The sequence below is a fragment of the Micromonospora sp. CA-240977 genome (genome assembly GCF_050942285.1).
GTDB lineage: Bacteria > Actinomycetota > Actinomycetes > Mycobacteriales > Micromonosporaceae > Micromonospora.
Genome location: NZ_CP192055.1, coordinates 5,958,873 through 5,984,231, shown reverse-complemented (window position 1 = coordinate 5,984,231; position 25,359 = coordinate 5,958,873). Strand labels below are relative to the sequence as shown.

Below are 25,359 nucleotides of genomic sequence, written 5' to 3'. Positions count from 1 at the left end.
GCCGACACCGTCGCGGGCGAGGTGGTCCTGCGCCTCACCGATGTGGTCAAGACGTTCCCCGGCGTACGCGCACTGGACGGCGTGCAGCTGGAGGTGCGCGCCGGCGAGGTGCACTGCCTGCTCGGGCAGAACGGCGCCGGCAAGTCGACCCTGATCAAGGTGCTCTCCGGGGTGCACCAGCCGGATTCCGGGCAGGTGGAGTGGCGCGGCGAACCGGCCACGTTCACCAACCCGCAGGCCGCGATGAAGGCCGGCATCGCCACCATCTACCAGGAGCTCGACCTCGTCGAGGATCTGTCGGTGGCGGAAAATGCCTTCCTCGGCCACGAGTACCGCAGCTTCGGTTTCGTCCGGCGCGGCCGGATGGCCCGGCACACCCGGCAGATCCTCAGCCGGCTCGGCCACGGCGAGATCCCGCCCGGACGGATGGTCCGGTCGCTGCCGGCCGCCGGCAAGCAGATCGTCAGCATGGCCCGGGCGCTGTCGCACGAGGCCCGACTGATCATCATGGACGAGCCGAGCGCGGTGCTGGCCCACGACGAGGTCGGCAACCTGTTCCGGATCATCCGGGAGCTGACCGCGCAGGGCATCGCCGTCATCTACATCTCCCACCGGATGGAGGAGATCCGCGAGATCGGTGACCGGGTCACCGTACTCAAGGACGGTCGGACCACGGCGGCGAACCTGCCGGCGCGTGACACCCCGACCCGCGACCTGGTCAGCCGGATGACCGGCCGCACCATCGAGTACGTCTTCCCGGACCGGCCGGCCGAGGACCCCGCCGGCGCCGATCTGCTCCAGGTGGAGGGGTTGACCCGCTCGGGTGAGTTCGCCGACGTCTCGTTGAGCGTGCGCGCCGGGGAGATCGTCGGCATCGCCGGGCTTGTCGGCTCCGGCCGCTCGGAGCTGCTGGAGACCATCTACGGCGCCCGTCTCGCGGAGGCCGGCGCGGTCCGGATGAACGGGAAGGTGCTGCGTCCCGGCGTCGGCGCGGCGGTACGGGCCGGCATGGGGATGGCCCCGGAGGAACGCAAGAGCCAGGCGCTGCTGCTCGGCGAGCCGATCTACCGCAACGTCACGCTCGCCACCTTCGGCCGGTACGCGCGGCTCGGCTTCACGAACGCCGCAAAGGAACGCGCCGAGGCGGACCGGATCGCCGAGAGCCTGGAGCTGCGGCCCCGCGACGTCAACCGGCCGGTACGCACGCTGTCCGGCGGCAACCAGCAGAAGGTGGTGGTCGGGCGGTGGCTGCTCGGCGGCACCAAGTTGTTGCTGCTCGACGAGCCCACCCGGGGTGTGGACGTGGGCGCTCGGGCTGAGCTTTACCAGGTCATCCGCGGTTTGGCCGCGCAGGGCGTCGGGGTGCTGCTGGTCTCCAGCGAGGTGCCCGAGGTGCTGGGTCTGGCCGACCGGGTGTTGGTGATGCGGGAAGGGCGGGTCGTGCGTGAAGCAGCGGCCGGCGAACTCGACGAGAACACTGTGCTCGACCTCGTGATGGCGGGGTCCTTGATGGAAGGCGCACCGGCATGAGCGACGCGACTCCCACTCCCACCGCGACACCGGAGCGCCCGCAGCTTCCGGCCCAGTCGCCGCCGGTGGATCCGGCGGAGACGGCGGTGGCCAGCAACAAGGCAGGACCCGGGGGCCGGCTCTCCTGGTGGCGCGGCGACGGCGGCGACGGCGCGAAGCGCAACCTCGGTCTCATCGGGGTGCTGGCCGCGCTGATCGTGGTCGGCGCGATCACCAAGCCGGACCTCTACGGTGACCCGAACTGGGTCTGGAACAACGTGCTGGCGATCCTCCAGCTCGCCTCGGTCGTCGGCGTGGTCACGGTCGGGATGACCTTCGTGATCATCGGCGGTGGGATCGACCTGTCGGTCGGTGCGATCGTCGCGCTGGCCGGGGTCTGGTGCACCACTGTGGCCACCCAGACCTACGGCGCCGGCGGCATGATCTTCACCGCCCTCGTGGTCGGCATCTGCGTCGGCCTGGTCAACGGCGTGCTCATCTCCTACGGGCGACTCGTTCCCTTCATCGCGACGCTCGCGATGCTGGTGGCGGCACGCGGTCTCGCCGCGTCGATCTCCAACAAGCAGACCCAGGTGTCGAGCAGCACCTTCATCAACGACATCGCGGCCCGCAAGATCATCGGTATTCCGATCCTCGTCTACATCCTGGGCGCGGTGGTGGTGGCCGGATGGATCCTGCTCAACCGCACGACCTTCGGCCGGCGGACCATCGCCGTCGGTGGCAACCCGGAAGCGGCCCGGTTGGCCGGCATCAACGTCCGGCGGCACACCATGCTGCTCTACGCGCTCTCCGGTCTCTGCTGCGGCATCGCGGCCATCATGCTCACCTCGCAGGCCACCTCGGCGCAGGCGGCGATGGCCAACCTGTACGAGTTGGACGCGATCGCCGCGGCGATCATCGGCGGGACGCTGCTCAGCGGTGGCCGGGGCACGATCGTCGGCTCGCTGCTCGGCGTCATCATCTTCGCCACCATCACGAACCTCTTCGCCATCAACGGCCTCTCCATCGAGGCGCAGAACATGGTCAAGGGCGGCATCATCGTCGCCGCCGTCCTGATCCAGCAGTTCCAGTTCAAGTCCGTCACTCGGCTCTTCGCGCGGAACAGGATCACCACCGCAACCTGACGCACCGCACCGATGTCCCTGGCCACGTCGAAACTTTCGACGTGGGCAGGGCCCCGCACACCCTCATTAAGTCAGATACCGCTCCCAGGAGGTCGTTCATGACCCAGCACAGTCGCGACCTGTCGCGCCGCCGGTTGCTCTTCGGTGGAGCCGCAGTTGGCGCCGCCACCCTGTTGACCGCCTGCACCAGCAACGAGACCCCGGCGGCCAGCACCCAGACCAAGGCCGCCGGCAACGCCGAAGGCAACAACGCCCCGGGCAAGAAGGTCGTCATCGGCTTCTCCGCCCCGGCCGCCGACCACGGCTGGATGGGCGCGATCCACGCCAACGCCAAGGCGCAGGCGGCCGCGTACTCCGACGTGGAGTTCAAGGAGGTCGACGGCGGTTCGAACTCGGAGGCCCAGCGCTCCACGCTCGGCACGCTGATCGCCCAGAAGCCGGACATCATCGTCGTGCTGCCGCACGACGGCAAGGAGGTCAACGCCGTTGCCCTCCAGGCGATGCAGGCGGGCATCCCGATCGTGAACCTCGACCGGGCGTTCCCCGACGCGCTGGCCTCCCGGCTGGTGATCAAGGGCGACAACTACGGCATGGGCGTGTCGGCCGGGCACTACATCGGCAAGCAGCTCAAGGACAAGGGCGTCAGCAACCCGATCATCGGTGAGATCGCCGGCCTGGAGATCCCGCTGACCGTCGAGCGCAGCGAGGGCTTCAAGGCCGCCCTGGCGACCTACGGGTTCAAGGTGAGCAACCGGCGCTCGGCCGAGTTCACCTCGGACAGCGGTCAGCGCGAGGCGGCCCAGCTGCTCCAGGCGCTGCCGAAGATCGACGCGATCTGGAACCACGACGACGACCAGGGCATCGGCGTGCTCGCCGCCATCAAGCAGGCCAACCGGTCGGAGTTCTTCATGGTCGGCGGCGCGGGCTCCAAGCTCGCGATCGACGCGATCAAGGCCGACAACAGCGTGCTCAAGGCGACGGTCACCTACAACCCGTCGATGGCCTCCTCGGCGATCTCGCTCGCGCGGCTCATCGCGCAGGGTCGGGGCCTGGGCGACCTGACGGAGCTGCAGGTGCCCAAGGAAGTGACCCTGGCCTCCGAGACGATCACCAAGGAGAACGCGAGCAGCTACGACAAGCTCGGGTTCTGACATACGGGGGGAGACCCACCTTGTCCACGACAGACAAAGAACTGCGGATCGGCATGGTCGGCTACGCGTTCATGGGCGCCGCGCACTCACAGGCGTGGCGCACCGTGAACCGCGTGTTCGACCTGCCGGCGCGGGCCCGGATGGCGCTGATCTGCGGTCGAGACACAACGAAGGTGGCAGCTGCCGCCGATCGTCTCGGCTGGGATGCGTCCACCACGGACTGGCGCGACCTGATCAGCCGGGATGACATCGACGTTGTCGACATCTGCACACCGGGTGACAGTCACGCCGAGATCGCCCTCGCCGCATTGGCCGCCGGCAAGCACGTCCTGTGCGAGAAGCCGTTGGCCAACGCGGTGGCGGAGGCGCGGGCGATGACCGCTGCGGCGGACGTCGCCCGGGCCGCCGGAGTGCGGTCGATGTGCGGGTTCAACTACCGCCGGGTCCCCGCGGTCACGATGATGCGTCAGATGGTCGCCGACGGACGACTTGGGGTGATTCGACACGTCCGTGCGACGTACCTGCAGGACTGGATCGTGGATCCGCAGTTCCCGCTGGTCTGGCGGTTGCAGAAGGACAGGGCGGGCTCCGGCGCGCTCGGTGACATCGGTGCGCACATCATCGATCTGACCCAGTTCGTCACGGGTCAGCGGATCAGCGGCGTCAGTGCGGTCACCGAGACCTTCGTCAAGGAGCGGCCGTTGCCGGCCGAGTCGAGCGGTCTCGCGGCCTCGGTGGACGGCGGCTCGGCGCCCACCGGGACGGTCACCGTCGACGACGCCGCGGTCTTCGTGGCCCGGCTCGACGGTGGCGCCCTGGCCACGTACGAGGCGAGCCGTTTCGCCACCGGTCGCAAGAACGCGCTGCGCGTCGAGATCAACGGCTCGCTGGGCAGCGTGATCTTCGATCTGGAGCGGCTCAACGAGCTGGAGTTCTACGACGCCACCCGGCCCAGCGTGGAACAGGGCTTCACCCGCATCCTGGTGACCGAGGGCGACCACCCGTACATGTCGGCGTGGTGGCCGCCGGGCCACATCATCGGCTACGAGCACTCGTTCACGCACGAGATGCGCGACTTCATCGAGGCGGTCGCCACCGGCGTCGACCCGACTCCCTCCTTCGCCGACGCGTTGCAGGTCCAGCTGGTGCTGGACGCGGTGGCCCGCTCGGCGGAGCTCGGCTCCTCGTGGGCCGAGGTGGAACCGGCGCTGGTCACCGCCGCCGCCTGACCTTTGACCATCCGCGATGGCGGTGTTCGCACCGCCATCGCCCGACCGGCTTTCCGACGCCGACCGGCGAGGGACCGACAGCGGATTGCGCCCCGCGGTCGGGCCGAGGTCGGCAACGGAGAGCGTGCAGCCGGGCCGTACGGCCCGGTGGCGCACGAGCAGGACGGTCGTCCGGTGCGACCGGACCGGGATTCCCCGGCCGCACCGGAGGACCGCCACCATCGGTGGAGATCCGGAGGACCTGATGGCACCGCCCGCTGCTGCCCCCACCCGTACCGCATCCGCTCGCCGGTTTCCGGCGGGTCGTGACGCGGTCGGTGACCCGGTGGGCACGGCGGCCTGAGACGCCCGGTCGGGGCATGCCAATGCCCCGGCCGGTCGGATGCGGGGGAGGCAGGGTCGAGACGCCGACCCGACCCTGCCTACCAGCCCCGTCTGCCCGCACCCGGGCCGGGAACCGGTCCGGCGTCGGCGCCGCCGACGCCGACGTCGGAAACCGGTGCCATCCCGGTGCGGGGCGGGCGGGCGGGGCCCATCCACCCGGCCGGGATGTTTCCGAAACCGGGCCGTATCTTTCCGAAACATATTCTGATATTCCTATATTTAGCGGTACCGACGATTCCTCGTGGACGGGGAAGGAGCACCATGCGAACAGGTGTCTGGCTGGTAGGAGCGCGCGGTTCGGTCGCAACCACCTGCATCGTCGGAGGGCTCGCGCTGCGAGCCGGTCTGGCCGGACCCACCGGCTGCGTCACCGAGTTGCCCGAGCTGCGCGGCCCCGCCCTGCCGGCCTTCGCGGACCTCGTCTTCGGCGGGCACGACCTGGCCACCACCCCGCTGTCCAAGCGGGCCGAGGCCCTGGCGGACGCCGGTGTCATCCCCTGGCGGCTGGTCGCCGCGCTCCCCGACGAGCTGAACGCGGTCGAGCAGGAGCTGCGCCCCGCACCGGTGGGAGCGACCCAGGCCGATCGGGCTGCCGCCGTGGTGCGCGACCTCACCAGCTTCCGCGAGCGGCACGGGTTGGACCGGGTGGTGGTCGTCAACGTCTCCGCCACCGAGGCAACCCCACCACCGCACCCCGGGCACGCCGACCCCGACGCGCTGCGCGCCGCGCTCACCGGCCCCGACGAGGTGCTGCCGCCCAGCTCCCTGTACGCGTACGCGGCACTGCTGGCCGGCTGCCCGTACGTCGACTTCACCCCGTCCACCGGGCTGCGACTGCCCGCGCTGGCCGCGCTTGCCGAACAGGCCCGCCTGCCGTACGCCGGGCACGACGGCAAGACCGGGGAGACCCTTGTCAAGTCGGTGCTCGCGCCGATGTTCGCGATGCGCAACCTGGATGTGCGCTCCTGGTCCGGGTTCAACCTGCTCGGCGGTGGCGACGGCGCCACCCTCGCCGACCCGGCCGCGAACGCCGCGAAGGTGCAGAGCAAGCAGCGGGTCCTCGGCGAGACGCTGGGCTACGTCCCGCAGGGCGGCACCCGCATCGAGTACGTCGAGGAGCTTGGCGACTTCAAGACCGCCTGGGATCTGATCACCTTCGCCGGCTTCCTCGGCACCGGCATGCGGATGGAGTTCACCTGGCACGGCTGTGACTCCGCGTTGGCCGCGCCGCTGGTGCTCGACCTGGCCCGGCTCACCGCCGCCGCGCACGCCGCCGGGCACGTCGGGCCGCTGACCGAGCTGGGCTTCTTCTTCAAGGACCCGCTCGGCTCGCCCAGCCACTCCCTGGGCGAGCAGTGGGCCCGGCTGACCGACTTCACGCGGCTGCTGCACTCCGGCGGGGACGGTGCCGATGACCACGCTGGCTGACCTCGCCGAGCTGGTCCGGGCGCCGGCCGCGCTCTCGGTGCCCGGTGACGTGGTCGCCGGAGCGGCGGCGGCCGGGGCGTTGGGTCCGCGTACCCCTGCCCTGGCCGGCGCGTCGGTGCTGCTCTACTGGGCCGGCATGGCCGCCAACGACTGGGCCGACCGGGGCCTGGACGCGGTGGAGCGGCCCGAGCGGCCGATCCCCAGCGGGCGGGTCACCCCGGCCGCCGCGGTCGGTCTCGCGGCGGGCCTCACGGTCGCCGGCGTGGGCCTGGCCGCCGCCGTGGGCGGTCGCCGCGCCGCCGCGCTCGCCGTGCCGCTGGCCGCCAGCATCTGGGGGTACGACCTGCTGGCCAAGAACACCGCCGCCGGTCCGGCCGTGATGGCCGTCTGCCGGGGGCTGGATGTGCTGCTCGGCGCGTCCGGCGGCCGGGTGACCAGGGCGTTGCCGGCGGCGGTCACCGTCGCCGCGCACACCTGGACGGTCACCGCGTTGTCCCGCCGGGAGGTCAGTGGCGCCGATGCGGCCCTGCCGATGCGCACGCTGGCCGGCACCGCTCTGGTCGCCGCCAGCGCCGCCATCCCGCCCGCGCGACCGGCCGACCAGACCGGTGTGCGCAACGGCCCGGCCCGGGTCGCCGCCGCGCTGCCCGCCGTGCTGGCCGGGTGGTACGCGGCCCGCTACGGCGCGGCCCAGGTCGAGGTGGTCCGGGACCCGTCGGCCGGGCGGGTTCGCACCGCGGTCGGCGCGGGCATCACCGGCCTGCCCGCCCTCCAGGGGGCGCTGACCGCGCGCGGTGGCGCCGGCCTGCTCGGGTTGGCGGTCGCGGCGGCCGCGCCGCTGGGTCGACGCCTGGCCCGGAAAGTCTCCCCGACATGACCGTTCCCCAGCCCCGACCCGCACCGCCGGCGGCCGACGCCACGACGTTGCGCCTCGGGTACGGCACGAACGGCTTCGCCAACCACCGACTCGACGACGCGCTCGCCGTCCTCGCCGACCTCGGTTACGACGGGGTGGCGCTCACCCTCGACCACGACCACCTGGACCCGTTCGCGCCCGGGCTCGCGCGCCGGGTCGCCGTCCTCGGCCGGCGGTTGGACGAGCTGGGCCTGGCGGTGGTGATCGAGACCGGGGCCCGGTACCTGCTCGACCCGTGGCACAAGCACGCCCCGACGTTGCTGCACGACGACCCGACGCGGCGGATCGAGTTCCTGCGCCGGGCCGTCCGGATCGGCGCCGACCTGGGCGCGGAGGCGGTCTCGTTCTGGGCCGGTGTCCGACCCGAGACGGTGTCGCCGCAGGGCGCCTGGGACCGGCTGGTCGCCGGCTGCGCCACAGTGGTCGACGCGGCCGACGCCGCCGACGTCACCCTCGGCTTCGAGCCCGAGCCGGGCATGCTGGTGCAGGACATCGCCGACTGGCGGCGGCTGCGCACGGCCCTCGGCGACCCGGCCCGCTTCGGCATCACCCTCGACATCGGCCACTGCCGCTGCCTGGAGCCGTGGCCGGTGCCGCAGTGCGTCGCCGAGGTGGCCGAGCACCTGGTCAACGTGCAGATCGACGACATGCGCCGAGGCGTGCACGAACACCTGGAGTTCGGTGTTGGCGAGATCGACTTTCCGCCGGTGCTGAGCGCCCTGGCCGAGGCCGGCTACCGCGGCCTGGTCGCCGTGGAACTGCCCCGCGACTCGCACGCCGCGCCGGACGTGGCCGCGCGGTCCATCGAGTTCCTGCGCGCCGCGGCGACATCCGTCCAAGAGGCCCCGGCGCACAGATAGGTGCAGAGCACAGGGTGTGACGGGCGCCTGGGAGCAGCACGAGGGAGGAGACGGGATGACACCGGATTCACTACGGGCCGCGCTGCGGGGCGTACCCGATCCCGATTGGTTGGACACGGCGCTGCGCCGGGTCACGACCGAGCCGACCGCGATCACCCGGCTCTTTCCCGCCGCCGGTCGGCGGTGCGGTCGGGCCGCGCTGCCCGACGCCCCCGGCTGGACCGCCGACGACGCGGCCCGGGTGCTGCTGCTCACCAGCCTGCCCGGCGACCACGCGGCGTACGCCGAGAGCCTCTACCAGCACGGCGACGCGGCCGAGCGGCGAGCCGTGCTGCGGGCCCTGCCGCTGCTGCCGATCGGCGCCGCCGGGGTGCCGCTGCTGCACGACGCGATTCGCACCAACGACACCCGGCTGGTCGGCGCGGCCCTCGGCCCGTACGCCCGGCACCTCGACCCGGCCGCCTGGCGGCAGGCGGTGCTCAAGTGCGTGTTCAGCGGTGTGCCGTTGGCCGTGGTCGCCGACCTGGAGACCCGCGCCGACGGGGAGTTGGCCGCGATGCTGGCGGCGCTGGCCGCCGAGCGGCACGCCGCCGGCCGGGAGTTGCCCGCCGACGCCACCGACCTGCTCGACCGGCTCACCGCCGCACTGCCCCGAGAGGCGTGACATGCGTATCTTCGACCCGCACATCCACATGACCTCCCGCACCACCGACGACTACGAACGGATGGCCGCCGCCGGCGTACGCGCCGTGGTGGAGCCGGCGTTCTGGCTGGGTCAGCCGCGCACCAGCGCCGCCTCGTTCACCGACTACTTCGACTCGCTGATCGGCTGGGAGCCGTTCCGGGCCGGGCAGTTCGGGGTGCGGCACTTCGCGACGATCGCGCTGAACCCCAAGGAGGCCAACGACCCGCGCTGCCGGCCGGTGCTCGACCTGCTGCCCCGCTACCTGGACAAGGACGCGGTGGTGGCGGTCGGCGAGATCGGGTACGACTCGATGACGCCGGAGGAGGACGAGGCGTTCGCCGCGCAGCTCGCCCTCGCCGTGGCGTACGACCTGCCGGCGCTTGTGCACACCCCGCACCGGGACAAGGCGCGCGGATGCGAGCGGACCCTCGCCGTGGTCGCCGAGTCCGGCATCGAGGCCGGTCGCGTGGTGGTCGACCACCTCAACGAGGTGACCGTCAAGCTGGTCCGGGACAGCGGCTGCTGGCTGGGTTTCTCGATCTACCCGGACACCAAGATGACGCCGTCGCGGATGGTCGAGCTGCTGCGGGAGTACGGCACGGAACGGATGCTCGTCAACTCGGCGGCCGACTGGGGGCGCTCCGACCCGCTGCTGACCCGGGCGACCGGTGAGGCGATGCTGCTGGCCGGGTTCAGCGACGACGACGTCGACAAGGTGCTGTGGCGCAACCCGGTGGAGTTCTACGGGCAGTCCGGCCGGCTCGACCTCAGCGACCTGGACGTCGCCGCCACTGTGGACCCGCAGACGGGCAACTCGATCCTGCGCGGCGGCAGCTGATGCGGCTGCGACACGCGAGCGGCGACACCGTCCACCTCGGCTACTGCACAAACGTGCATCCCGCCGAGGACCTCGCCGGCATCCTCGGTCAACTGGACACCTACGCCGTGCCGGTCCGCGAGGCCCTCGGCAGTGACCTGCTCGGCCTCGGCCTGTGGCTGGCCGCCCCGGTCGCCGCCGAGCTGGCCGCCGACCCGACCCTGCGTCGCCGGCTGCGCACCGAGCTGACCGCGCGCGGGCTGGAGGTGGTCACCCTCAACGGCTTCCCGTACGCGGCCTTCCAGGCCCCGGTGGTCAAGCAGGACGTCTACCACCCGGACTGGACCACCGAGCGGCGCCTCGCGTACACCCTCGACCTGGCCCGGGTGCTCGCCGACCTGCTGCCCGACGACGCCGCCCGGGGCTCGATCTCCACCCTGCCACTGGCCTGGCGTGAACCCTGGGACACCGCTCGGGCCGACGCGGCCCGGGGCCGGTTGGACCAGCTGGCCGCCGGCCTGGCCGCCGTGCAGAGCGACACCGGCCGCGAGGTGCGGGTGGCCTTCGAACCGGAGCCCGGCTGCGTCGTGGAGAGCACCGGCCAGGCGGCCGAGCTGCTGTCCGGGATGGACACCGAGCGGCTGGGCGTCTGCGTCGACCTGGCCCACCTGGCCTGCGCCTGGGAGGAGCCGGCCGAGGCGTTGGAACGACTGCGGGTGGCCGGGCTGCCCGTGGTGAAGGTGCAGGTCTCCGCCGCCGTCGAGGCGGCCGACCCGGCCGGCGGCGCCGACGCGTTGCGCCGCTGGGTGGAGCCGCGCTTCCTGCACCAGACCCGGGGCGCCGGCTGCGCGGGTCTGGGTGACCCGGCCGACCCGGCGTACGCCGCCGACGACCTGGACGAGGCGCTGGACCGGGCACTGCCCGGCCCGTGGCGGGTGCACTACCACGTGCCCCTGCACGCCCCACCCGAGGAGCCGCTCGGCTCCACACTGCCGGTGCTGCGCGCCGCGTTGAGAGCGCTCTTCGACGGCCCGGCCGCCGGCTGCGACCACCTCGACGTCGAGACGTACACCTGGGGGGTGCTGCCGGCCGCACGACGGCCCGGCACCGACGCGGAGCTGGCCGCCGGCATCGCCGCGGAGCTGGCCTTCGCCCGAGACGAACTGGTCGGCCTCGGCCTGACCGCAGAGCGAACCGTGAGCATGGGGGTGACGCGATGAGCCGGCGACTGGTGGTCCTCGACGTGGTGGGGCTTACCCCACGACTACTGGCGCACATGCCCCGGCTGCGCGGGGTCGCCGACGGCGGCTTCCGGGCCGAGTTGGGCACCGTGCTGCCCGCGGTGACCTGCTCGGTGCAGTCCACCTTCCTCACCGGCGAGCCGCCCAGCGGGCACGGGATCGTCGGCAACGGGTGGTACTTCCGGGAACTGGGCGAGGTGCTGCTGTGGCGGCAGCACAACGCGCTTGTCGGTGGGGAGAAGCTCTGGCAGGCGGCCCGCCGGGCCGAGCCCGGCTACACCGTCGCCAACGTCTGCTGGTGGTACGCCATGGGCGCGGACGTCGACTGGACGGTCACCCCGCGCCCGGTGTACTACGCCGACGGGCGCAAGGAGCCGGACTGCTACACCGACCCGCCGGAGCTGCACGACGCGCTCACCGGGCGGTTGGGCACCTTCCCGCTGTTCACCTACTGGGGGCCGACGGCCGGGCTGCCGTCGTCGCGGTGGATCTGCCAGGCGGCCGAGCAGATCCTGGCCGACGTGTCACCCGACCTCACCCTGGTCTACGTCCCCCACCTGGACTACGACCTGCAACGGTTCGGCCCGTCCTCGGCCCAGGCCGCCGCCGCCGCGGCCGAGCTGGACACGGTGCTCGGGCCCCTGCTGGACGCCGCCCGCGCCCGGGACGCCACGGTGGTGGTGCTCTCGGAGTACGGCATCACCGACGTGTCCCGGCCGGTGGACGTCAACCGGCTGCTGCGCGCCGAGGGGCTGCTGCGGGTGCACACGCAGGCCGGCATGGAATACCTCGACCCGTGGACGTCGAAGGCGTTCGCGGTCGCCGACCACCAGGTCGCGCACGTCTACGTCAAGGACCCGGCCGACGTGCCGGCGGTGGCGAAGCTCTGCGCCGGTCTGCCCGGCGTGGCCGAGGTGCTCGACGCCGACGGCAAGGCCGCGCACGGGCTGGACCACCCGCGCGCCGGTGAGCTGGTGCTGGTGGCCGAGCCGGACGCCTGGTTCACGTACTACTACTGGCTGGACGACGCCAACGCACCGGACTTCGCCCGGCTTGTGGAAATTCATCGGAAGCCGGGTTACGACCCGGCGGAGCTGTTCTTCGACCCGGCCAACCCGGGTGCCGCGAAGGCCCGCGCCGGGGTGGCCCTGGCCCGCAAGAAACTCGGCATGCGGTACCTGATGAGCGCGGTCGGCCTGGACGCCGGAGCGCGGGCGGTGCGCGGGTCGCACGGGCGGCTGCCGGACGACCCGGCGGACGCCCCGGTGCTGCTCTGCTCCGACCCGGCCGCGGCTCGGGACAAGATCGCGGCGACCGAGGTCAAGGCGTTGCTGCTGGAGTTGGCCGGGCTGTCTGGCGGCGGGCCGGGGGAGGGGTCGTGACGGTGACCGTCGCGCCCGCCGATGCCAGCGGGCTGCGGGCACGGTTCGACGCGGAGTTGGCGGGGTTCCTCGAACGGCAGGGCCCGGACTGGCCGGACGGCGCGCCGCGCGGGGTGTTCACCGCCCTGCAACGGTTCGTGCTGGCCGGCGGGAAGCGGTTACGTCCGCTGTTCTGCTACTGGGGCTGGCGCGGCGCGGGGGCGGCCGACGGCACGCCGATCGTGGTGGCCGCGGCGGCGCTGGAGCTGTTCCACGCGTTCGCGCTGATCCACGACGACATCCTGGACGGCAGTGACCGCCGCCGGGGCGAGCCGTCGGTGCACCGCCTCTTCGCCGACCTGCACGCCCGCTCGGCGTGGCGCGGTGACCCGGAGGCGTACGGGCGCAACACCGCACTGCTCTGTGGGGACCTCTGCGCGGCCTGGTCGGATCAGATGTTCCACGAGTGCGGGCTGAGCACCGAACAGGTGCACCGGGGGTACGGCGTGTTCGCGCTGATGCGGACCGAGGTGATCGCGGGGGAGTACCTGGACCTGGTCTCGGGGGTGGGGGACGGCTCGGTGGCCAGCGCGCTCACCGTGATCCGGATGAAGGCTGCCCGCTACACGGTGACCAGGCCGTTGCAGATCGGGGCGGCCCTGGCCGGCGCGGAGCCGGAGTTGATCGCCGCGCTTGGCGAGTTCGGCGACCCGTTGGGCGACGCGTTCCAGCTCCGCGACGACGTGCTTGGTGTCTTCGGTGACCCGGCGATCACCGGTAAGTCGGTCCTGGACGACCTGCGTGAGGGCAAGCCCACGGTGATGATGGCGTTGGCCCGCAGTGCCGCCGACCGGTCGCAGACCACCCGGCTGCGGGAGTTGTTCGGCAACCCGGCGTTGGACTCCGACGGCGCGGCGGAGCTGCGCGAGATCATCGAGGCGACCGGCGCCCTGGAACGGATCGAGCAGATGATCCGGGTCCGCACCGAGGCCGCGCTGGGCGCCCTCCAGAACGCCATGGTGGCGGACGAGGCGCGCGCGGCGCTTGTCGCGCTGGCCGGGCAGGCGATCGACCGCCACGCGTGATCGCCAACTTTCGAACGGATCGACGAAAGTTGGCGCTGAATCACCGGAAGGTGTAGACACATCGACACCTGCAACTTAGTGTCGTGACCAACACGACAATGTTTCGTCGAGGTGAACCGGCGGCGCGGTAACCCATCGACCCCCACCATCACCGCTACGGCATCCGGCGCGACGGCGCGCGCCCGCCTGGCAGTCACACGTCAGGAAGGGGCAGCACAACATGTCCATGAAGGACGCTCCACAACATCGATCCCGACGATGGTCCTCCGCCGGATCGGCGCTGCTGCTGGCGGTCGCCGCCGGCACTGTCGCATTCGCCGCCGGCTCGGCCCCCGCACAGGCGCACACGATCGTCGCCACCGACTTCCAGCAGGTCGAACTCGCCCGCGGCGTCACCGACATGGGCGAGCCGATGTCACTGGCCGTGCTGCCGGACCGCTCCGTCCTGCACACCGCCCGCAACGGCACCCTGCGCCGCACCGACGCGAGCGGCACCACCTCCGTGATCGGCACCCTGTCGGTCTACAACCACGACGAGGAGGGCTTGCAGGGCGTCGGGGTCGACCCCAACTTCGCCAGCAACCGGCAGATCTTCCTCTACTACGCGCCGCCGCTCTCCACCCCCGCCGGTGACGCGCCGGCCACCGGCACCGACTTCTCCGCCTGGCAGGGAGTGAACCGCCTCTCCCGGTTCACCCTCAACTCGGACTTCACAGTCAACCAGTCGAGCAAGGTCGACGTGCTCGACGTGCCTGCCAACCGCGGCCTGTGCTGCCACGTCGGCGGGGACATCGACTTCGACGCCGCCGGCAACCTCTACCTCTCCACCGGCGACGACACCAACCCGTTCGAGTCCGCCGGCTACTCGCCGCTGGACGAGCGGACCAACCGCAACCCGGCGTACGACGCACAGCGCAGCGCCGGCAACACCAACGACCTGCGCGGCAAGATCCTGCGGATCAAGGTGAACGCCGACGGCACGTACTCCATCCCCTCGGGCAACCTGTTCGCGCCCGGCACGGCCAAGACCCGGCCGGAGATCTACGCGATGGGGTTCCGCAACCCGTTCCGGATCAGCGTGGACAAGGCCACCGGTGTCGTCTACGTCGGTGACTACGGGCCGGACGCCGGCACCACAAGCTCCACCCGCGGACCGTCCGGCCAGGTGGAGTTCAACCGGGTCGCGGCACCGGGCAACTTCGGCTGGCCGTACTGCACCGGCACCAACACCAGCACCGAGACGTACAACGAGTGGGACTTCGCCACCAACGCCAGCGGGGCGAAGTACAACTGCGCCGGCGGGCCGACGAACAACTCGTTCCGCAACACCGGCCTGACCACCCTGCCGCCGGCCCAGCCGGCCTGGATCCGGTACGCCGGCGACGCCGGCACCCCGACCGAGTTCGGCGGCGGCTCCGAGTCGCCGATGGGCGGCCCGGTCTACCGGTACAACGCCTCGTCGACCTCCACCACCAAGTTCCCGCAGTCCTTCGACGGGCAGTTCTTCGCCACCGAGTTCGGCCGGGGCTGGATCAAGCCGATCCACGTCAACTCCGACGGCTCCCGAGGCACCATCGACACCTTCCCCTGGGTCGGCAAGCAGGTGATGGACTCGGCGTTCGGCCCGGACGGCGCGTACTACGTGCTCGACTACGGCACCGGCTACTTCAACGGCGACGCCAACTCGGCGCTCTACCGCTTCGACTACGTCGGCAGCGGCAACCGGGCACCGACGGCGGCGGCCAGCGCCAACCGGACCTCCGGTGCCGCGCCGCTCGCTGTGACCTTCTCCTCGGCGGGCTCGTCCGACCCCGAGGGCGGCGCGCTGACGTACTCGTGGGCCTTCGGTGACGGGACCACCTCGACCGCCGCCAACCCGACGAAGACGTACTCCACTAACGGCACCTACACCGCCACGTTGACGGTGCGCGACCTGCAGGGCGCCACCGGCAGCAGCAGCGTCCGGATCAGTGTCGGCAACACCGCGCCCACCGTCACCATCAACAACCCCGGCAACGGCCAGCTGTTCAGCTTCGGCGACACGGTGCCGTACAGCATCACGGTGACCGACCCGGAGGACGGCACCATCGACTGCGCGAAGGTCAAGATGACCTACGTGCTCGGGCACGACCAGCACGGGCACCAGATCACCTCGAAGACCGGGTGCTCCGGCTCGATCACCATCCCGGTCGACGGTGAGCACGACGACGCGGCGAACATCTTCGCGATCTTCGACGCCGAGTACACCGACGCCGGTGGCCTGACCACCCACACCCAGCACACGCTGCCGCCGCGGCACCGGCAGGCCGAGTTCTTCGGCACCTCGTCCGGGATCAACGTGTTCAGCAAGACCACGGCCGAGGGCGGCAAGACCGTCGGCGACATCAACAACGGCGACTGGATCGCGTTCCAGCCGTACCGGCTGGGCAACGTGACATCGTTCAACGCCCGGGTCTCCTCGGCGGGCGCCGGTGGCACCCTCCAGGTGCGGGCCGGCTCGGCCACCGGCACGGTGCTCGGCTCGGCCACGGTCCCGGTGACCGGCGGCTGGGAGACCTTCGCCACGGTGACCGGCACGATCACCAGCCCGCCGACCGGCACGACCACGCTGTACCTGACCTTCGCCGGGTCGGGCACCGGGGCGCTCTACGACCTGGACGCGTTCACGTTCGTCACCGGCACCGCCACCAGCGGAACTGGCCCGATCAAGGGGCTGGGTGGCAAGTGCCTGGACGTCCGCAACGCCGCCACCGCCGACGGCACGCAGATCCAGATCTACACCTGCAACGGCAGTGCGGCGCAGACCTGGGCGGTCACCCCGAACTCCACGATCAAGTCGTTGGGTAAGTGCCTGGACGTCTCCGGTGCCGGCACCGCCGACGGCACCAAGATCCAGCTCTACACCTGCAACGGGACCGGGGCGCAGAACTGGGCCGGGCAGGCCGACGGCACGGTACGCAACGCGGCGTCCAGCAAGTGCCTGGACGTCTCCGGCAACAGTTCCGCCGACAGCACCGTGGTCCACCTCTGGACCTGCAACGCCGCCGCCAACCAACAGTGGATCCTGCCCTGAGTTGACAGGTGGGGGCCCCTCGCAACGCCTACGGTTGGGCTTGGGGCCCCTCCTAACCGCAGTTAGGAGAGCGATATGCGCAGACTCCTGCGACCCGTCCTCGGTGCGGGCCTGGCCGCCCTCGCCGTCATCGCCTGCACCACCCCGGCCAGCCCGGCCAGCGCCGCCGACGCCCCGTACGACGTGCTGGTCTTCTCCAAGACCGCCGGTTTCCGGCACGACGCGATCCCGGTCGGCATCCAGACCATCCGGGACCTGGGCGCGGCGAACAACTTCACAGTCACCGCCACGGAGGACGCTAACGCGTTCACCACCTCCAACCTCGCCCAGTACGAGGCTGTCGTCTTCCTCAACACCACAGGCGACGTGCTCAACGCCAGCCAGCAGACCGCCTTCGAGTCGTACATCGGCTCGGGTCGCGGGTACGTGGGTGTGCACGCGGCCGCGGACACCGAGTACGACTGGCCGTTCTACGGCAACCTGGTGGGCGCGTGGTTCGCCTCGCACCCGGCGATCCAGCAGGCCAACATGAAGGTGGAGGACCGGGGGCACGCCGCGACCGGCCACCTGCCGCAGACCTGGACCCGCACCGACGAGTGGTACAACTACCGGACCAACGCCCGGTCGACCGCCCACGTGCTGGCCACGCTCGACGAGTCGTCGTACTCCGGTGGCGGCATGGGCGCCGACCACCCGCTGAGCTGGTGCAAGAGCTACAGCGGTGGCCGGTCCTTCTACACCGGCGCCGGGCACACCCAGGCGTCGTACGCGGAGCCGGCGTTCCGGTCCCACCTGCTCGGTGGCATCCGGTACGCCTCCGGCCGGAGCAAGGCCGACTGCCGGCCGGAGACCGGGTACACCCCGCTCTACAACGGCTCGACGACCGGTTGGTCGCAGGCGGGTCCGGGCAGCTTCACCAACTCCGACGCCACCCTGACGTCGGTGGGTGGCATGGGGCTGTTCTGGTACAACGCCAAGCAGTTCACCAACTACTCGCTGAAGATGGACTGGAAGCTGGCCGGGGACGACAACTCCGGCATCTTCATCGGCTTCCCGCCGTCCAGTGATCCGTGGTCGGCGGTGGACAACGGCTACGAGATCCAGATCGACGCCACCGACGCGGCCGACCGCACCACCGGCTCGGTCTACACGTTCAAGTCGGCCGACACCGCGGCCCGCGACGCGGCGTTGAACGCGCCGGGGGAGTGGAACACCTACGAGCTGCTTGTCGAGGGCGAGCGGCTGCAGATCTTCCTCAACGGGGTGAAGATCAACGACTTCACCAACACGAACCCGGTCCGCTCGCTGGCCGGCCACATCGGCATCCAGAACCACGGCACCGGTGACGACGCCTCGTTCCGCAACATCCGGATCAAGGAGTTGGGCACCACCCCGCCACCCACCGGCACGATCCAGGCCGAGGCGTTCAGCTCGGCCAACGGGGTGTCCGCGTTCACCAAGGCGGGCGCCAACGGTGGGCAGACCGTCGGCTACATCGACCCGGGCGACTGGGCGGCGTACAACGGCGTCGACCTGACCGGGGTCACCTCCTTCACGGCCCGGGTCGTCTCCGGCGGGGCGGGTGGCACCATCCAGGTGCGCACCGGCTCGGCAACCGGCCCGGTGCTCGGCTCGGTCGCGGTGCCGAACACCGGCAGTTGGACCACGTTCGCCAACGTCTCCACCGCCCTGTCCGGCGTCCCTTCCGGCACCCAGAACCTCTATCTCACCTTCACCGGTAGTGGCACCGGGCTCTTCGACCTGGACGACTTCACACTGGTCAAGGGCGGTGGCGGCACTCCCGGGGTCGGCCCGATCAAGGGGCTGGCCGGCAAGTGCCTGGACGTGCGCAACAGTGGCACCGCCGACGGCACCCAGATCCAGATCTACACCTGCAACGGCAGTACGGCGCAGACCTGGACCGTGACGTCCGGCTCGACGATCAGGGCGCTCGGCAAGTGCCTGGACGTCAACGGCGGCGGCACCGCCGACGGCACCAAGATCCAACTCTGGACCTGCAACGGCACTGGCGCGCAGAACTGGGCGGCCCAGTCCGACGGCAGCCTGCGCAACACGTCGTCGGGCAAGTGCCTCGACGTCTCCGGCAACAACTCGGCGGACAGCACCGTCGTGCACCTCTGGACCTGCCTCGGCGCGGCCAACCAGAAGTGGACCCTGCCCTGACCGACTGAGCCTGGAGGGGTCGACGCCCACGGCGTGGGCCCCTCCAGATCCGGCGCCGACCCTGCCGGGCCGGGTGTGCCCGACTCGGGGATCTCGCCGTCGTCCGCGGCCCGTCGACGCCCTGCCGTCGAGAGCGCTGACCGGGTGGCCGCGTTCCGGTGACGCCGCGGACCGGCGCGCAGCCGACTGCCGTACCTTGACCTGCATGGGGCGGTTCGCGCAGTGGCGCGAGATGGTGCTGGCGCAGGGGCACCGGCTGGGTGATGCGCTGCGTCGGCCCGACGATCCGGACGACCCGTTCGAGCCGACGGGCAGTCTGAACCGGCTCGACGCGCTGGTGGAGGGCTTCGCCGCCGGTCAGCCGGTGCGGTGGAGCCTGGCCGGTCAACCCCGGCCGCTGCCGGGCCCGGTCGACGCGGTGGCGTACCGGATCATCGAGGAATCGCTTACCAACGCGTGCCGGCACGCCCCGGGCGCGCCGGTCGCGGTCCGGCTGCGCTACGACGCCACGGGCATCACCATCGAGGTCCGCGACGAGGGCGGTGGCCCGCTGCCGTCAGGCGGTGGCACCCAGGGTGCCGGGCGGGGTCTGCTCGGGGTACGCCGGCGCGCGGAACGCCTCGGCGGCACCCTTTCCGCCGGCCCGCGCGCCGGTGGCGGCTACACCGTGTCGGCCGCCCTGCCGGCGCCCGAGGAGGTGGCCGAATGATCATCGGCCCGCAGGGCTTTCGCAATGGGGTGCCCCGGAAATAGGGTGGGGGCGGCGACCGTGCTGGTGGCCGGTGACCCGGTGGGAGGCGCAACCCGCCGGGCCCAGGTGTGCTCCGCACCCACCGGTGACCGCTCGGTGCCGCGTACGTCCGGTCACCCTCGCCCCGGTCCGCACCTGGAATCCCCCATGACAACAGGGGAGAAGAACAATGGCGCGACCCATCACGCTCTTCACCGGCCAGTGGGCCGACCTACCTTTCGAGGAGGTCTGCCGGCTCGCCTCCGAGTGGGGCTACGACGGTCTGGAGATCGCCTGCTGGGGCGACCACTTCGAGGTCGACAAGGCGCTCGCCGACGACTCGTACGTCGAGCGCAAGCGGGAGACCCTCGCGAAGCACAACCTTGAGGTCTTCACGATCTCCAACCACCTGGTCGGTCAGGCGGTCTGCGACCACCCGATCGACGAGCGGCACCAGGACATCCTGCCCGCCCGGATCTGGGGCGACGGGGAGCCCGAGGGGGTCCGCCAGCGGGCCGCCGAGGAGATCAAGGACACCGCGCGGGCGGCGGCGAAGCTCGGAGTGAAGACGGTCGTCGGCTTCACCGGCTCGTCGATCTGGCACACCCTGGCGATGTTCCCGCCGGTGCCGCCGTCGATGATCGAGCGCGGTTACCAGGACTTCGCCGACCGGTGGAACCCGATCCTCGACGTGTTCGACGAGGTGGGGGTGCGGTTCGCGCACGAGGTCCACCCCAGCGAGATCGCGTACGACTACTGGACGACGAAGCGGACGCTGGAGGCGATCGGCAACCGGCCCGCGTTCGGGCTGAACTGGGACCCGTCGCACTTCGTCTGGCAGGAGCTGGACCCGGTGAACTTCATCTTCGACTTCGCCGACCGGATCTACCACGTGGACTGCAAGGACGCCAAGGTGCGCACCGGCGACGGCCGGCGTGGCCGGCTCGCCTCGCACCTGCCCTGGGCCGACCTGCGCCGCGGGTGGGACTTCGTCTCCACCGGGCACGGCGACGTGCCCTGGGAGGACTGCTTCCGCGCGTTGAACGCGATCGGCTACACCGGCCCGATCTCGGTCGAGTGGGAGGACGCCGGGATGGACCGGCTCGTTGGCGCCCCGGAGGCGTTGCAGTTCGTCCGCCGGCTGGCCTTCGACGCGCCGAGCGCGGCCTTCGACGCGGCGTTCAGCAGCAAGGACTGACCGCAGCTCGGACAGACCACGGGCCGGTCGCCCTGCGGCGACCGGCCCGTCGACGTGCGATTGGTCAGAGCGTGCTGGCGTTCGTGCCCGAGCCGGACGGCTTGGTGCGGGGGGTGTTGGTGGACGACGGCGACCCGGAGGTCGTGCCGACCGTGCTGGTGCCCGCCTTGGCGCCCACTGTGGCGGGCGTGCCGGCGAAGGCGTCGTCGGCGGCGGTCAGCTCCTGCTTGCCGGTGCTGCCGTTACCGCTGCCCAGCTTCTCGCCCAGCCTGGTCTGGCCGAGCTTGTCCTTGCCCTCGCTGTAGAGCTTGTTGGCCTGGGCCTGCGCGACCCCGGCCGCCTCCTGGACGGTCGGGTGGTCGAGCACCTTGCGGCCCTGGACCACGAGCTCCTCGTACTTTTCCCGGCCGGCACGGGCGCCCAGGACGAATCCCGCAGCCAGCCCGCCAAGAAACATGATCTTTCCGCGCATGGCGGCTCCTTCCGTACCTGACGCGCCGTCACCCCGGCGAGTTGCCCCGTCGGAAGGCGACCTGTTCGCGCCTGCGTCCTCTGTCCGCAGCTAACTACCCATCCTGCTCTCCGCTCAAGCATGCTTGTGCCGGGATGGCGATTTACCCTAATTGTCGATGTGTTGCGGACCCTGACCTGCGGGCCTTGATCATCGGTGGTTGGGGCGGAACCCACTGGACCGCCACCGGGGGATGTCCTGTATTCTTTTCCCGTCGCACGGCACCGGCGTGATCCGGGGGCGCGCGATGCACGATCCCCTGTAGCTCAATTGGCAGAGCAGCCGGCTGTTAACCGGCAGGTTATTGGTTCGAGTCCAATCGGGGGAGCTTCTCCACCCAGCGCCCGTCGGCCACTCGCCGACGGGCGTTTTCGTGTGCCTGCCACCGGTTTCGCCCTCCCTCGGCCGGCTCGCCCGGCAGGATGGTCGATGTCGACCTGGACTCCCGCTGCGTCGATTGATGCGTCGATTGGGGTGAGAGCGGATGTCGGGACGCAGGGCCACGCTGATCGCGGTGGCGGTCGTGCTGGCCTGGCTGGTGATCGGCGGCGTGGCCGGGCCGTACGCCGGGCGGCTCAGCGAGGTCGCCACCAACGACAACGCCGCCTTCCTGCCCACCGACGCCGAGGCGACCCGCGCCCAGGACCTCACCGGCGACTTCGTCGACCGACAGACCATCCCGGCCCTTGTCGTCTACGAGCGGCCAGCCGGAATCACCGACGCCGACCGGCAGCGGGTCAGCGCCGACGCCGCCCGGTTCGCCCAGGTGCCCGGCGTACTCACCCCGCTGCCCCCACCCATTCCGAGCGCGGACGGCCAGGCCCTCCAGGTCGTCGTGCCGGTGGACGACGCCGAGGGAGAGCAGATCGGCTCGGTCGTCGAACAACTACGCGACATCACCGGCGGTGACCGGGACGGGCTCACCGTGGACGTCTCCGGACCCGCCGGCCTGCTCGCCGACCTGATCGAGGTCTTCTCCGCCATCGACGGACCACTGCTGCTCGTCACACTGGTGGTGGTGCTGATCATCCTGCTGGTGGTCTACCGCAGCCCGGTGCTCTGGATCTTCCCGCTGCTCGCCGCCGGCATGTCGTACGCCCTGGCCTCGGTCTTCGTCTACCTGCTCGCCGACGCCGACGTGGTGAAGCTCAACGGACAGGCCCAGGGCATCCTCACCGTGCTGGTCTTCGGCGCCGGCACCGACTACGCGCTGCTGATGATCGCCCGCTACCGGGAGGAGCTGCACCGCCACGATCGACAGTGGGACGCCATGCGGACCGCGTGGAAGGGCGCCGCGCCCGCCATCATCGCCTCCGGCGGCACTGTCATCGTCAGCCTGCTCTGCCTGCTGCTGTCGAGCCTCAACTCCAACCGGGCCCTCGGCCCGGTCGCCGCCATCGGCATCGCCGCCACCCTGCTGGTGATGCTCACCTTCCTGCCCGCGCTGCTGGTGCTCGGCGGCCGGTGGGCGTTCTGGCCCCGACGGCCCCGGGCGGACCAGGCCGACCCCCGCGCCGAGCACGGCATCTGGAGCCGCATCGCCGGTTTCGTGGCCCGCCACGCCCGACCGATCTGGCTGACCACCGCCGCCGTGCTGGCCCTCCTCACGCTGGGCCTCACCCAGCTCGGCGCCACCACCCTCGGGCAGTCCGACCTGTTCACCAAGCGCACCGACTCGGTGGACGGCCAGGAGGTGATCTCCCGGCACTTCCCGGCCGGCACGGGCAGCCCGGCCACCATCTTCACCACCCAGCAGACCGCCCGGCAGGTCGCCCAGGTGGCGAAGGACGTGCCCGGCGTCGCCGACGTCCGACCCCTCACCGCCGGCCCGCAGACCGGCCCACCCGACCCGAACGCCCCACCCAAGGTCGTCGACGGGCGGGTGCAACTGGACGCCACCCTGGCCGACCCGCCCGACAGCGACGGCGCCGAGCGGACCATCCGGGAGCTGCGGGTGGCCGTACACCGGGTGCCCGGCGCGGACGCGGTGGTCGGCGGCTTCACGGCGATCAACGTGGACACCTCCGACGCCGCGAAGCGCGACCAGAACGTCATCATCCCGGTGGTGCTGGTGGTCATCGCTGTCATCCTGGCCCTGCTGCTGAGAGCGCTGCTCGCCCCGATCCTGCTGATCGGCACCGTGCTGCTCAGCTTCGCGGCCACCCTCGGGCTCTGCGCGCTGCTGTTCCGGTACGTGTTCGACTTTCCCGGGGTGGACTCGTCGTTCCCGCTGTTCGCGTTCGTCTTCCTGGTCGCCCTCGGCATCGACTACAACATCTTCCTGATGAGCCGGGTGCGGGAGGAGTCGGTCAGGCGCGGCACCCGCGCCGGGGTGCTCGTCGGCCTCGCCGTCACCGGCGGGGTGATCACCTCCGCCGGCATCGTGCTCGCCGCGACCTTCTCCGCCCTCGCCGTGCTGCCACTCGTGGTGCTCGTCGAGTTGGGTACGGCTGTCGCGATCGGGGTACTGATCGACACCATCATCGTCCGGTCGCTGCTGGTGCCCGCCCTCGCGTACGACATCGGGCCGAAAATCTGGTGGCCCGGCCGGTTGTCCCGGGCGAACGGTGAGCGGGAGGCGCGCGATGCTGGCTGAGACGGACGTGGTCATCGTCGGCGGTGGCCTGGCCGGCCTCGCCGCCGCGCGCCGGCTGCACCGCGCCGGCGTGCCCTGGCGGCTGCTGGAGGCCAGCGGCCGACCCGGCGGCCGGGTCGCCACCGACGTCGTCGACGGCTACCTCATCGACCGCGGCTTCCAGGTGCTCAACACCGCCTACCCGCAGCTCGGCACGCTGCTCGACACCGACCGGCTGCACCTCGGGTACTTCACCTCCGGCGTCCTGGTGCGAAAGGGCGACGACCTGCTGCGGCTGGTCAACCCGTTGCGCGAGCCGACCGGCGGTCCGCGCACCGCCCTCGCCGGCATCGGCACCCTGCTCGACCGGCTGCGCTTCGCCGCGCTCGCCACCGGCTGCGCCACCCTGCCGGTGTCCCGGCTGCTCACCGCGCCGGAGACCACCGCCGAGACCGCGCTACGCCGGGCGGGCCTCTCCGACGCGATCATCGAGGAACTGCTGCGGCCCTTCCTCTCCGGTGTGTTCATCGACCGGGAGCTGGCCACCTCCAGCCACGTACTCGCGATGGTGTTGAGATCCTTCGCCCGCGGCCGGATCGGGCTGCCCGCCGAAGGCATGGCCGCGCTGCCCCGGGCCATCGCCGCCCCACTCCCCGCCGACCTGCTCGACCTGGACACCCCGGTCGCGGAGGTCGCGCCCGGCCGGGTCCGCACCCAGGCCGGCGACATCCGCTGCCGGGCCGTCGTGGTCGCCGTCGACCCACCCGCCGCGCCCGCGCTGCTGCCGGCCCTGACGACGGTACGCATGCACAGCTACACCACCTACTACCACAGCGCGCCGGAACCGCCGCTCACCGAACCGATCCTGCTCGTCGACGGCGACCGGCGGGAGATCGTGGCGAACACGGTGGTGCTCAGCAACGCCGTCTCGACGTACGCCCCGACCGGACGGCACCTGATCGCCACCTCCGTGGTCGGCCCGACCGCGCCACCCGAGCCGACCATCCGGACCGAGTTGACCCGGCTGTACGGCCGATCCACCGCCGACTGGACCCACCTCACCACGGTGGCCGTGCCGCAGGCGCTGCCCGCCGCACCGCCGCCGCAGGGACGGCTGCAAAAGCCCGTGTCGTTGGGAGAGGGCCTGTTCGTGGCCGGTGACCACCGGGACAGCCCATCGATCCAGGGCGCTCTCGCCAGCGGATGGCGCACGGCCGGGACGGTGCTGGAGGAGCTGCGCGCCGGCTGACCGCCGTCCCCGAGCCGACCGGAGCGCG

19 protein-coding genes and 1 tRNA gene are annotated in these 25,359 nt (G+C 71.5%); 19 read left to right on the top strand and 1 reads right to left on the bottom strand.

The genetic code is table 11. The features are described 5' to 3' along the window. Window positions 1-21 precede the first annotated feature (21 nt). The 16 genes from ACQPWW_RS27005 (at window position 22) to ACQPWW_RS26930 (ending at window position 20,996) form a co-directional block, all read left to right on the top strand. The gene (locus tag ACQPWW_RS27005; protein ID WP_433134589.1) at window positions 22-1,530 is read left to right on the top strand and encodes a sugar ABC transporter ATP-binding protein; all 1,509 of its coding nucleotides are present in this window, start codon (window positions 22-24) and stop codon (window positions 1,528-1,530) included. Further along, on the top strand, window positions 1,527-2,654 hold the full coding sequence (locus tag ACQPWW_RS27000) for an ABC transporter permease (protein WP_433126409.1): 1,128 nt from the start codon (window positions 1,527-1,529) through the stop codon (window positions 2,652-2,654). Before ACQPWW_RS27005 ends, ACQPWW_RS27000 begins: the two co-directional genes overlap by 4 nt. Before the next feature lie 98 nt (window positions 2,655-2,752). Further along, window positions 2,753-3,805, top strand: coding sequence for a substrate-binding domain-containing protein (locus ACQPWW_RS26995; protein WP_433126407.1), 1,053 nt, complete (start codon window positions 2,753-2,755; stop codon window positions 3,803-3,805). A gap of 53 nt (window positions 3,806-3,858) precedes the next feature. Beyond that, window positions 3,859-5,034, top strand: coding sequence for a Gfo/Idh/MocA family protein (locus ACQPWW_RS26990; RefSeq protein ID WP_433134587.1), 1,176 nt, complete (start codon window positions 3,859-3,861; stop codon window positions 5,032-5,034). A 645-nt stretch (window positions 5,035-5,679) separates the two neighbouring features. Continuing rightward, window positions 5,680-6,846, top strand: a complete 1,167-nt coding sequence (locus ACQPWW_RS26985) for an inositol-3-phosphate synthase (RefSeq protein ID WP_433126406.1) — start codon at window positions 5,680-5,682, stop codon at window positions 6,844-6,846. Continuing rightward, on the top strand, window positions 6,830-7,723 hold the full coding sequence (locus tag ACQPWW_RS26980; protein WP_433126404.1) for an SCO3242 family prenyltransferase: 894 nt from the start codon (window positions 6,830-6,832) through the stop codon (window positions 7,721-7,723). Before ACQPWW_RS26985 ends, ACQPWW_RS26980 begins: the two co-directional genes overlap by 17 nt. Then, window positions 7,720-8,622, top strand: a complete 903-nt coding sequence (locus ACQPWW_RS26975; protein WP_433126403.1) for a sugar phosphate isomerase/epimerase family protein — start codon at window positions 7,720-7,722, stop codon at window positions 8,620-8,622. Before ACQPWW_RS26980 ends, ACQPWW_RS26975 begins: the two co-directional genes overlap by 4 nt. A gap of 55 nt (window positions 8,623-8,677) precedes the next feature. After that, window positions 8,678-9,286, top strand: a complete 609-nt coding sequence (locus ACQPWW_RS26970; protein WP_433126401.1) for an EboA domain-containing protein — start codon at window positions 8,678-8,680, stop codon at window positions 9,284-9,286. Between the two features lies 1 nt (window position 9,287). Further along, window positions 9,288-10,145 (top strand): TatD family hydrolase, encoded by an 858-nt coding sequence (locus ACQPWW_RS26965; protein WP_433126399.1) that lies wholly within the window; start codon window positions 9,288-9,290, stop codon window positions 10,143-10,145. Continuing rightward, window positions 10,145-11,344: a metabolite traffic protein EboE gene (gene eboE, locus ACQPWW_RS26960; protein WP_433126398.1), complete on the top strand. Its 1,200-nt coding sequence runs from the start codon at window positions 10,145-10,147 to the stop codon at window positions 11,342-11,344. Before ACQPWW_RS26965 ends, eboE begins: the two co-directional genes overlap by 1 nt. Further along, a complete protein-coding gene (locus tag ACQPWW_RS26955) occupies window positions 11,341-12,747 on the top strand; it encodes an alkaline phosphatase family protein (RefSeq protein ID WP_433126396.1) in 1,407 nt (468 codons plus the stop codon). The genes eboE and ACQPWW_RS26955 overlap by 4 nt, the downstream gene beginning before the upstream one ends. Further along, window positions 12,744-13,811: a polyprenyl synthetase family protein gene (locus tag ACQPWW_RS26950; protein ID WP_433126394.1), complete on the top strand. Its 1,068-nt coding sequence runs from the start codon at window positions 12,744-12,746 to the stop codon at window positions 13,809-13,811. Before ACQPWW_RS26955 ends, ACQPWW_RS26950 begins: the two co-directional genes overlap by 4 nt. Window positions 13,812-14,031: 220 nt before the next feature. Continuing rightward, the gene (locus ACQPWW_RS26945; protein WP_433126392.1) at window positions 14,032-16,884 is read left to right on the top strand and encodes a PQQ-dependent sugar dehydrogenase; all 2,853 of its coding nucleotides are present in this window, start codon (window positions 14,032-14,034) and stop codon (window positions 16,882-16,884) included. A gap of 75 nt (window positions 16,885-16,959) precedes the next feature. Next, window positions 16,960-19,068, top strand: a complete 2,109-nt coding sequence (locus ACQPWW_RS26940) for a ThuA domain-containing protein (protein ID WP_433126391.1) — start codon at window positions 16,960-16,962, stop codon at window positions 19,066-19,068. Window positions 19,069-19,273: 205 nt separating this feature from the next. Beyond that, entirely contained in the window at window positions 19,274-19,777 is a 504-nt protein-coding gene (locus tag ACQPWW_RS26935) for a sensor histidine kinase (RefSeq protein WP_433126389.1), read from the top strand. 211 nt (window positions 19,778-19,988) lie between these two features. Further along, window positions 19,989-20,996, top strand: coding sequence for a sugar phosphate isomerase/epimerase family protein (locus ACQPWW_RS26930; protein WP_357815653.1), 1,008 nt, complete (start codon window positions 19,989-19,991; stop codon window positions 20,994-20,996). A gap of 64 nt (window positions 20,997-21,060) precedes the next feature. Here the strand turns inward: ACQPWW_RS26930 and ACQPWW_RS26925 are convergent, their stop codons facing one another. Continuing rightward, on the bottom strand, window positions 21,061-21,468 hold the full coding sequence (locus ACQPWW_RS26925; RefSeq protein WP_433126388.1) for a hypothetical protein: 408 nt from the start codon (window positions 21,466-21,468) through the stop codon (window positions 21,061-21,063). A gap of 294 nt (window positions 21,469-21,762) precedes the next feature. On the opposite strand from ACQPWW_RS26925, the gene ACQPWW_RS26920 reads away from it, so the two are divergent. The 3 genes from ACQPWW_RS26920 (at window position 21,763) to ACQPWW_RS26910 (ending at window position 25,331) form a co-directional block, all read left to right on the top strand. Then, window positions 21,763-21,835 (top strand) — tRNA-Asn (locus tag ACQPWW_RS26920). Window positions 21,836-21,991: 156 nt separating this feature from the next. Next, on the top strand, window positions 21,992-24,103 hold the full coding sequence (locus tag ACQPWW_RS26915; RefSeq protein WP_433126386.1) for an MMPL family transporter: 2,112 nt from the start codon (window positions 21,992-21,994) through the stop codon (window positions 24,101-24,103). Then, window positions 24,093-25,331: an NAD(P)/FAD-dependent oxidoreductase gene (locus tag ACQPWW_RS26910; protein WP_433126385.1), complete on the top strand. Its 1,239-nt coding sequence runs from the start codon at window positions 24,093-24,095 to the stop codon at window positions 25,329-25,331. Before ACQPWW_RS26915 ends, ACQPWW_RS26910 begins: the two co-directional genes overlap by 11 nt. Window positions 25,332-25,359 lie beyond the last annotated feature (28 nt).

Coding starts and splice junctions, on each gene's coding strand:
- ACQPWW_RS26995 (WP_433126407.1), top strand. CDS start 2,753: ATGACCCAGCACAGTCGCGACCTGTCGCGCCGCCGGTTGCTCTTCGGT.
- ACQPWW_RS26980 (WP_433126404.1), top strand. CDS start 6,830: ATGACCACGCTGGCTGACCTCGCCGAGCTGGTCCGGGCGCCGGCCGCG.
- eboE (WP_433126398.1), top strand. CDS start 10,145: ATGCGGCTGCGACACGCGAGCGGCGACACCGTCCACCTCGGCTACTGC.
- ACQPWW_RS26915 (WP_433126386.1), top strand. CDS start 21,992: ATGTCGGGACGCAGGGCCACGCTGATCGCGGTGGCGGTCGTGCTGGCC.
- ACQPWW_RS27000 (WP_433126409.1), top strand. CDS start 1,527: ATGAGCGACGCGACTCCCACTCCCACCGCGACACCGGAGCGCCCGCAG.
- ACQPWW_RS26955 (WP_433126396.1), top strand. CDS start 11,341: ATGAGCCGGCGACTGGTGGTCCTCGACGTGGTGGGGCTTACCCCACGA.
- ACQPWW_RS26975 (WP_433126403.1), top strand. CDS start 7,720: ATGACCGTTCCCCAGCCCCGACCCGCACCGCCGGCGGCCGACGCCACG.
- ACQPWW_RS26930 (WP_357815653.1), top strand. CDS start 19,989: ATGGCGCGACCCATCACGCTCTTCACCGGCCAGTGGGCCGACCTACCT.
- ACQPWW_RS26985 (WP_433126406.1), top strand. CDS start 5,680: ATGCGAACAGGTGTCTGGCTGGTAGGAGCGCGCGGTTCGGTCGCAACC.
- ACQPWW_RS26935 (WP_433126389.1), top strand. CDS start 19,274: ATGGGGCGGTTCGCGCAGTGGCGCGAGATGGTGCTGGCGCAGGGGCAC.
- ACQPWW_RS26910 (WP_433126385.1), top strand. CDS start 24,093: ATGCTGGCTGAGACGGACGTGGTCATCGTCGGCGGTGGCCTGGCCGGC.
- ACQPWW_RS26940 (WP_433126391.1), top strand. CDS start 16,960: ATGCGCAGACTCCTGCGACCCGTCCTCGGTGCGGGCCTGGCCGCCCTC.
- ACQPWW_RS26925 (WP_433126388.1), bottom strand. CDS start 21,468: ATGCGCGGAAAGATCATGTTTCTTGGCGGGCTGGCTGCGGGATTCGTC.
- ACQPWW_RS26965 (WP_433126399.1), top strand. CDS start 9,288: ATGCGTATCTTCGACCCGCACATCCACATGACCTCCCGCACCACCGAC.
- ACQPWW_RS26990 (WP_433134587.1), top strand. CDS start 3,859: ATGGTCGGCTACGCGTTCATGGGCGCCGCGCACTCACAGGCGTGGCGC.
- ACQPWW_RS26970 (WP_433126401.1), top strand. CDS start 8,678: ATGACACCGGATTCACTACGGGCCGCGCTGCGGGGCGTACCCGATCCC.
- ACQPWW_RS26945 (WP_433126392.1), top strand. CDS start 14,032: ATGTCCATGAAGGACGCTCCACAACATCGATCCCGACGATGGTCCTCC.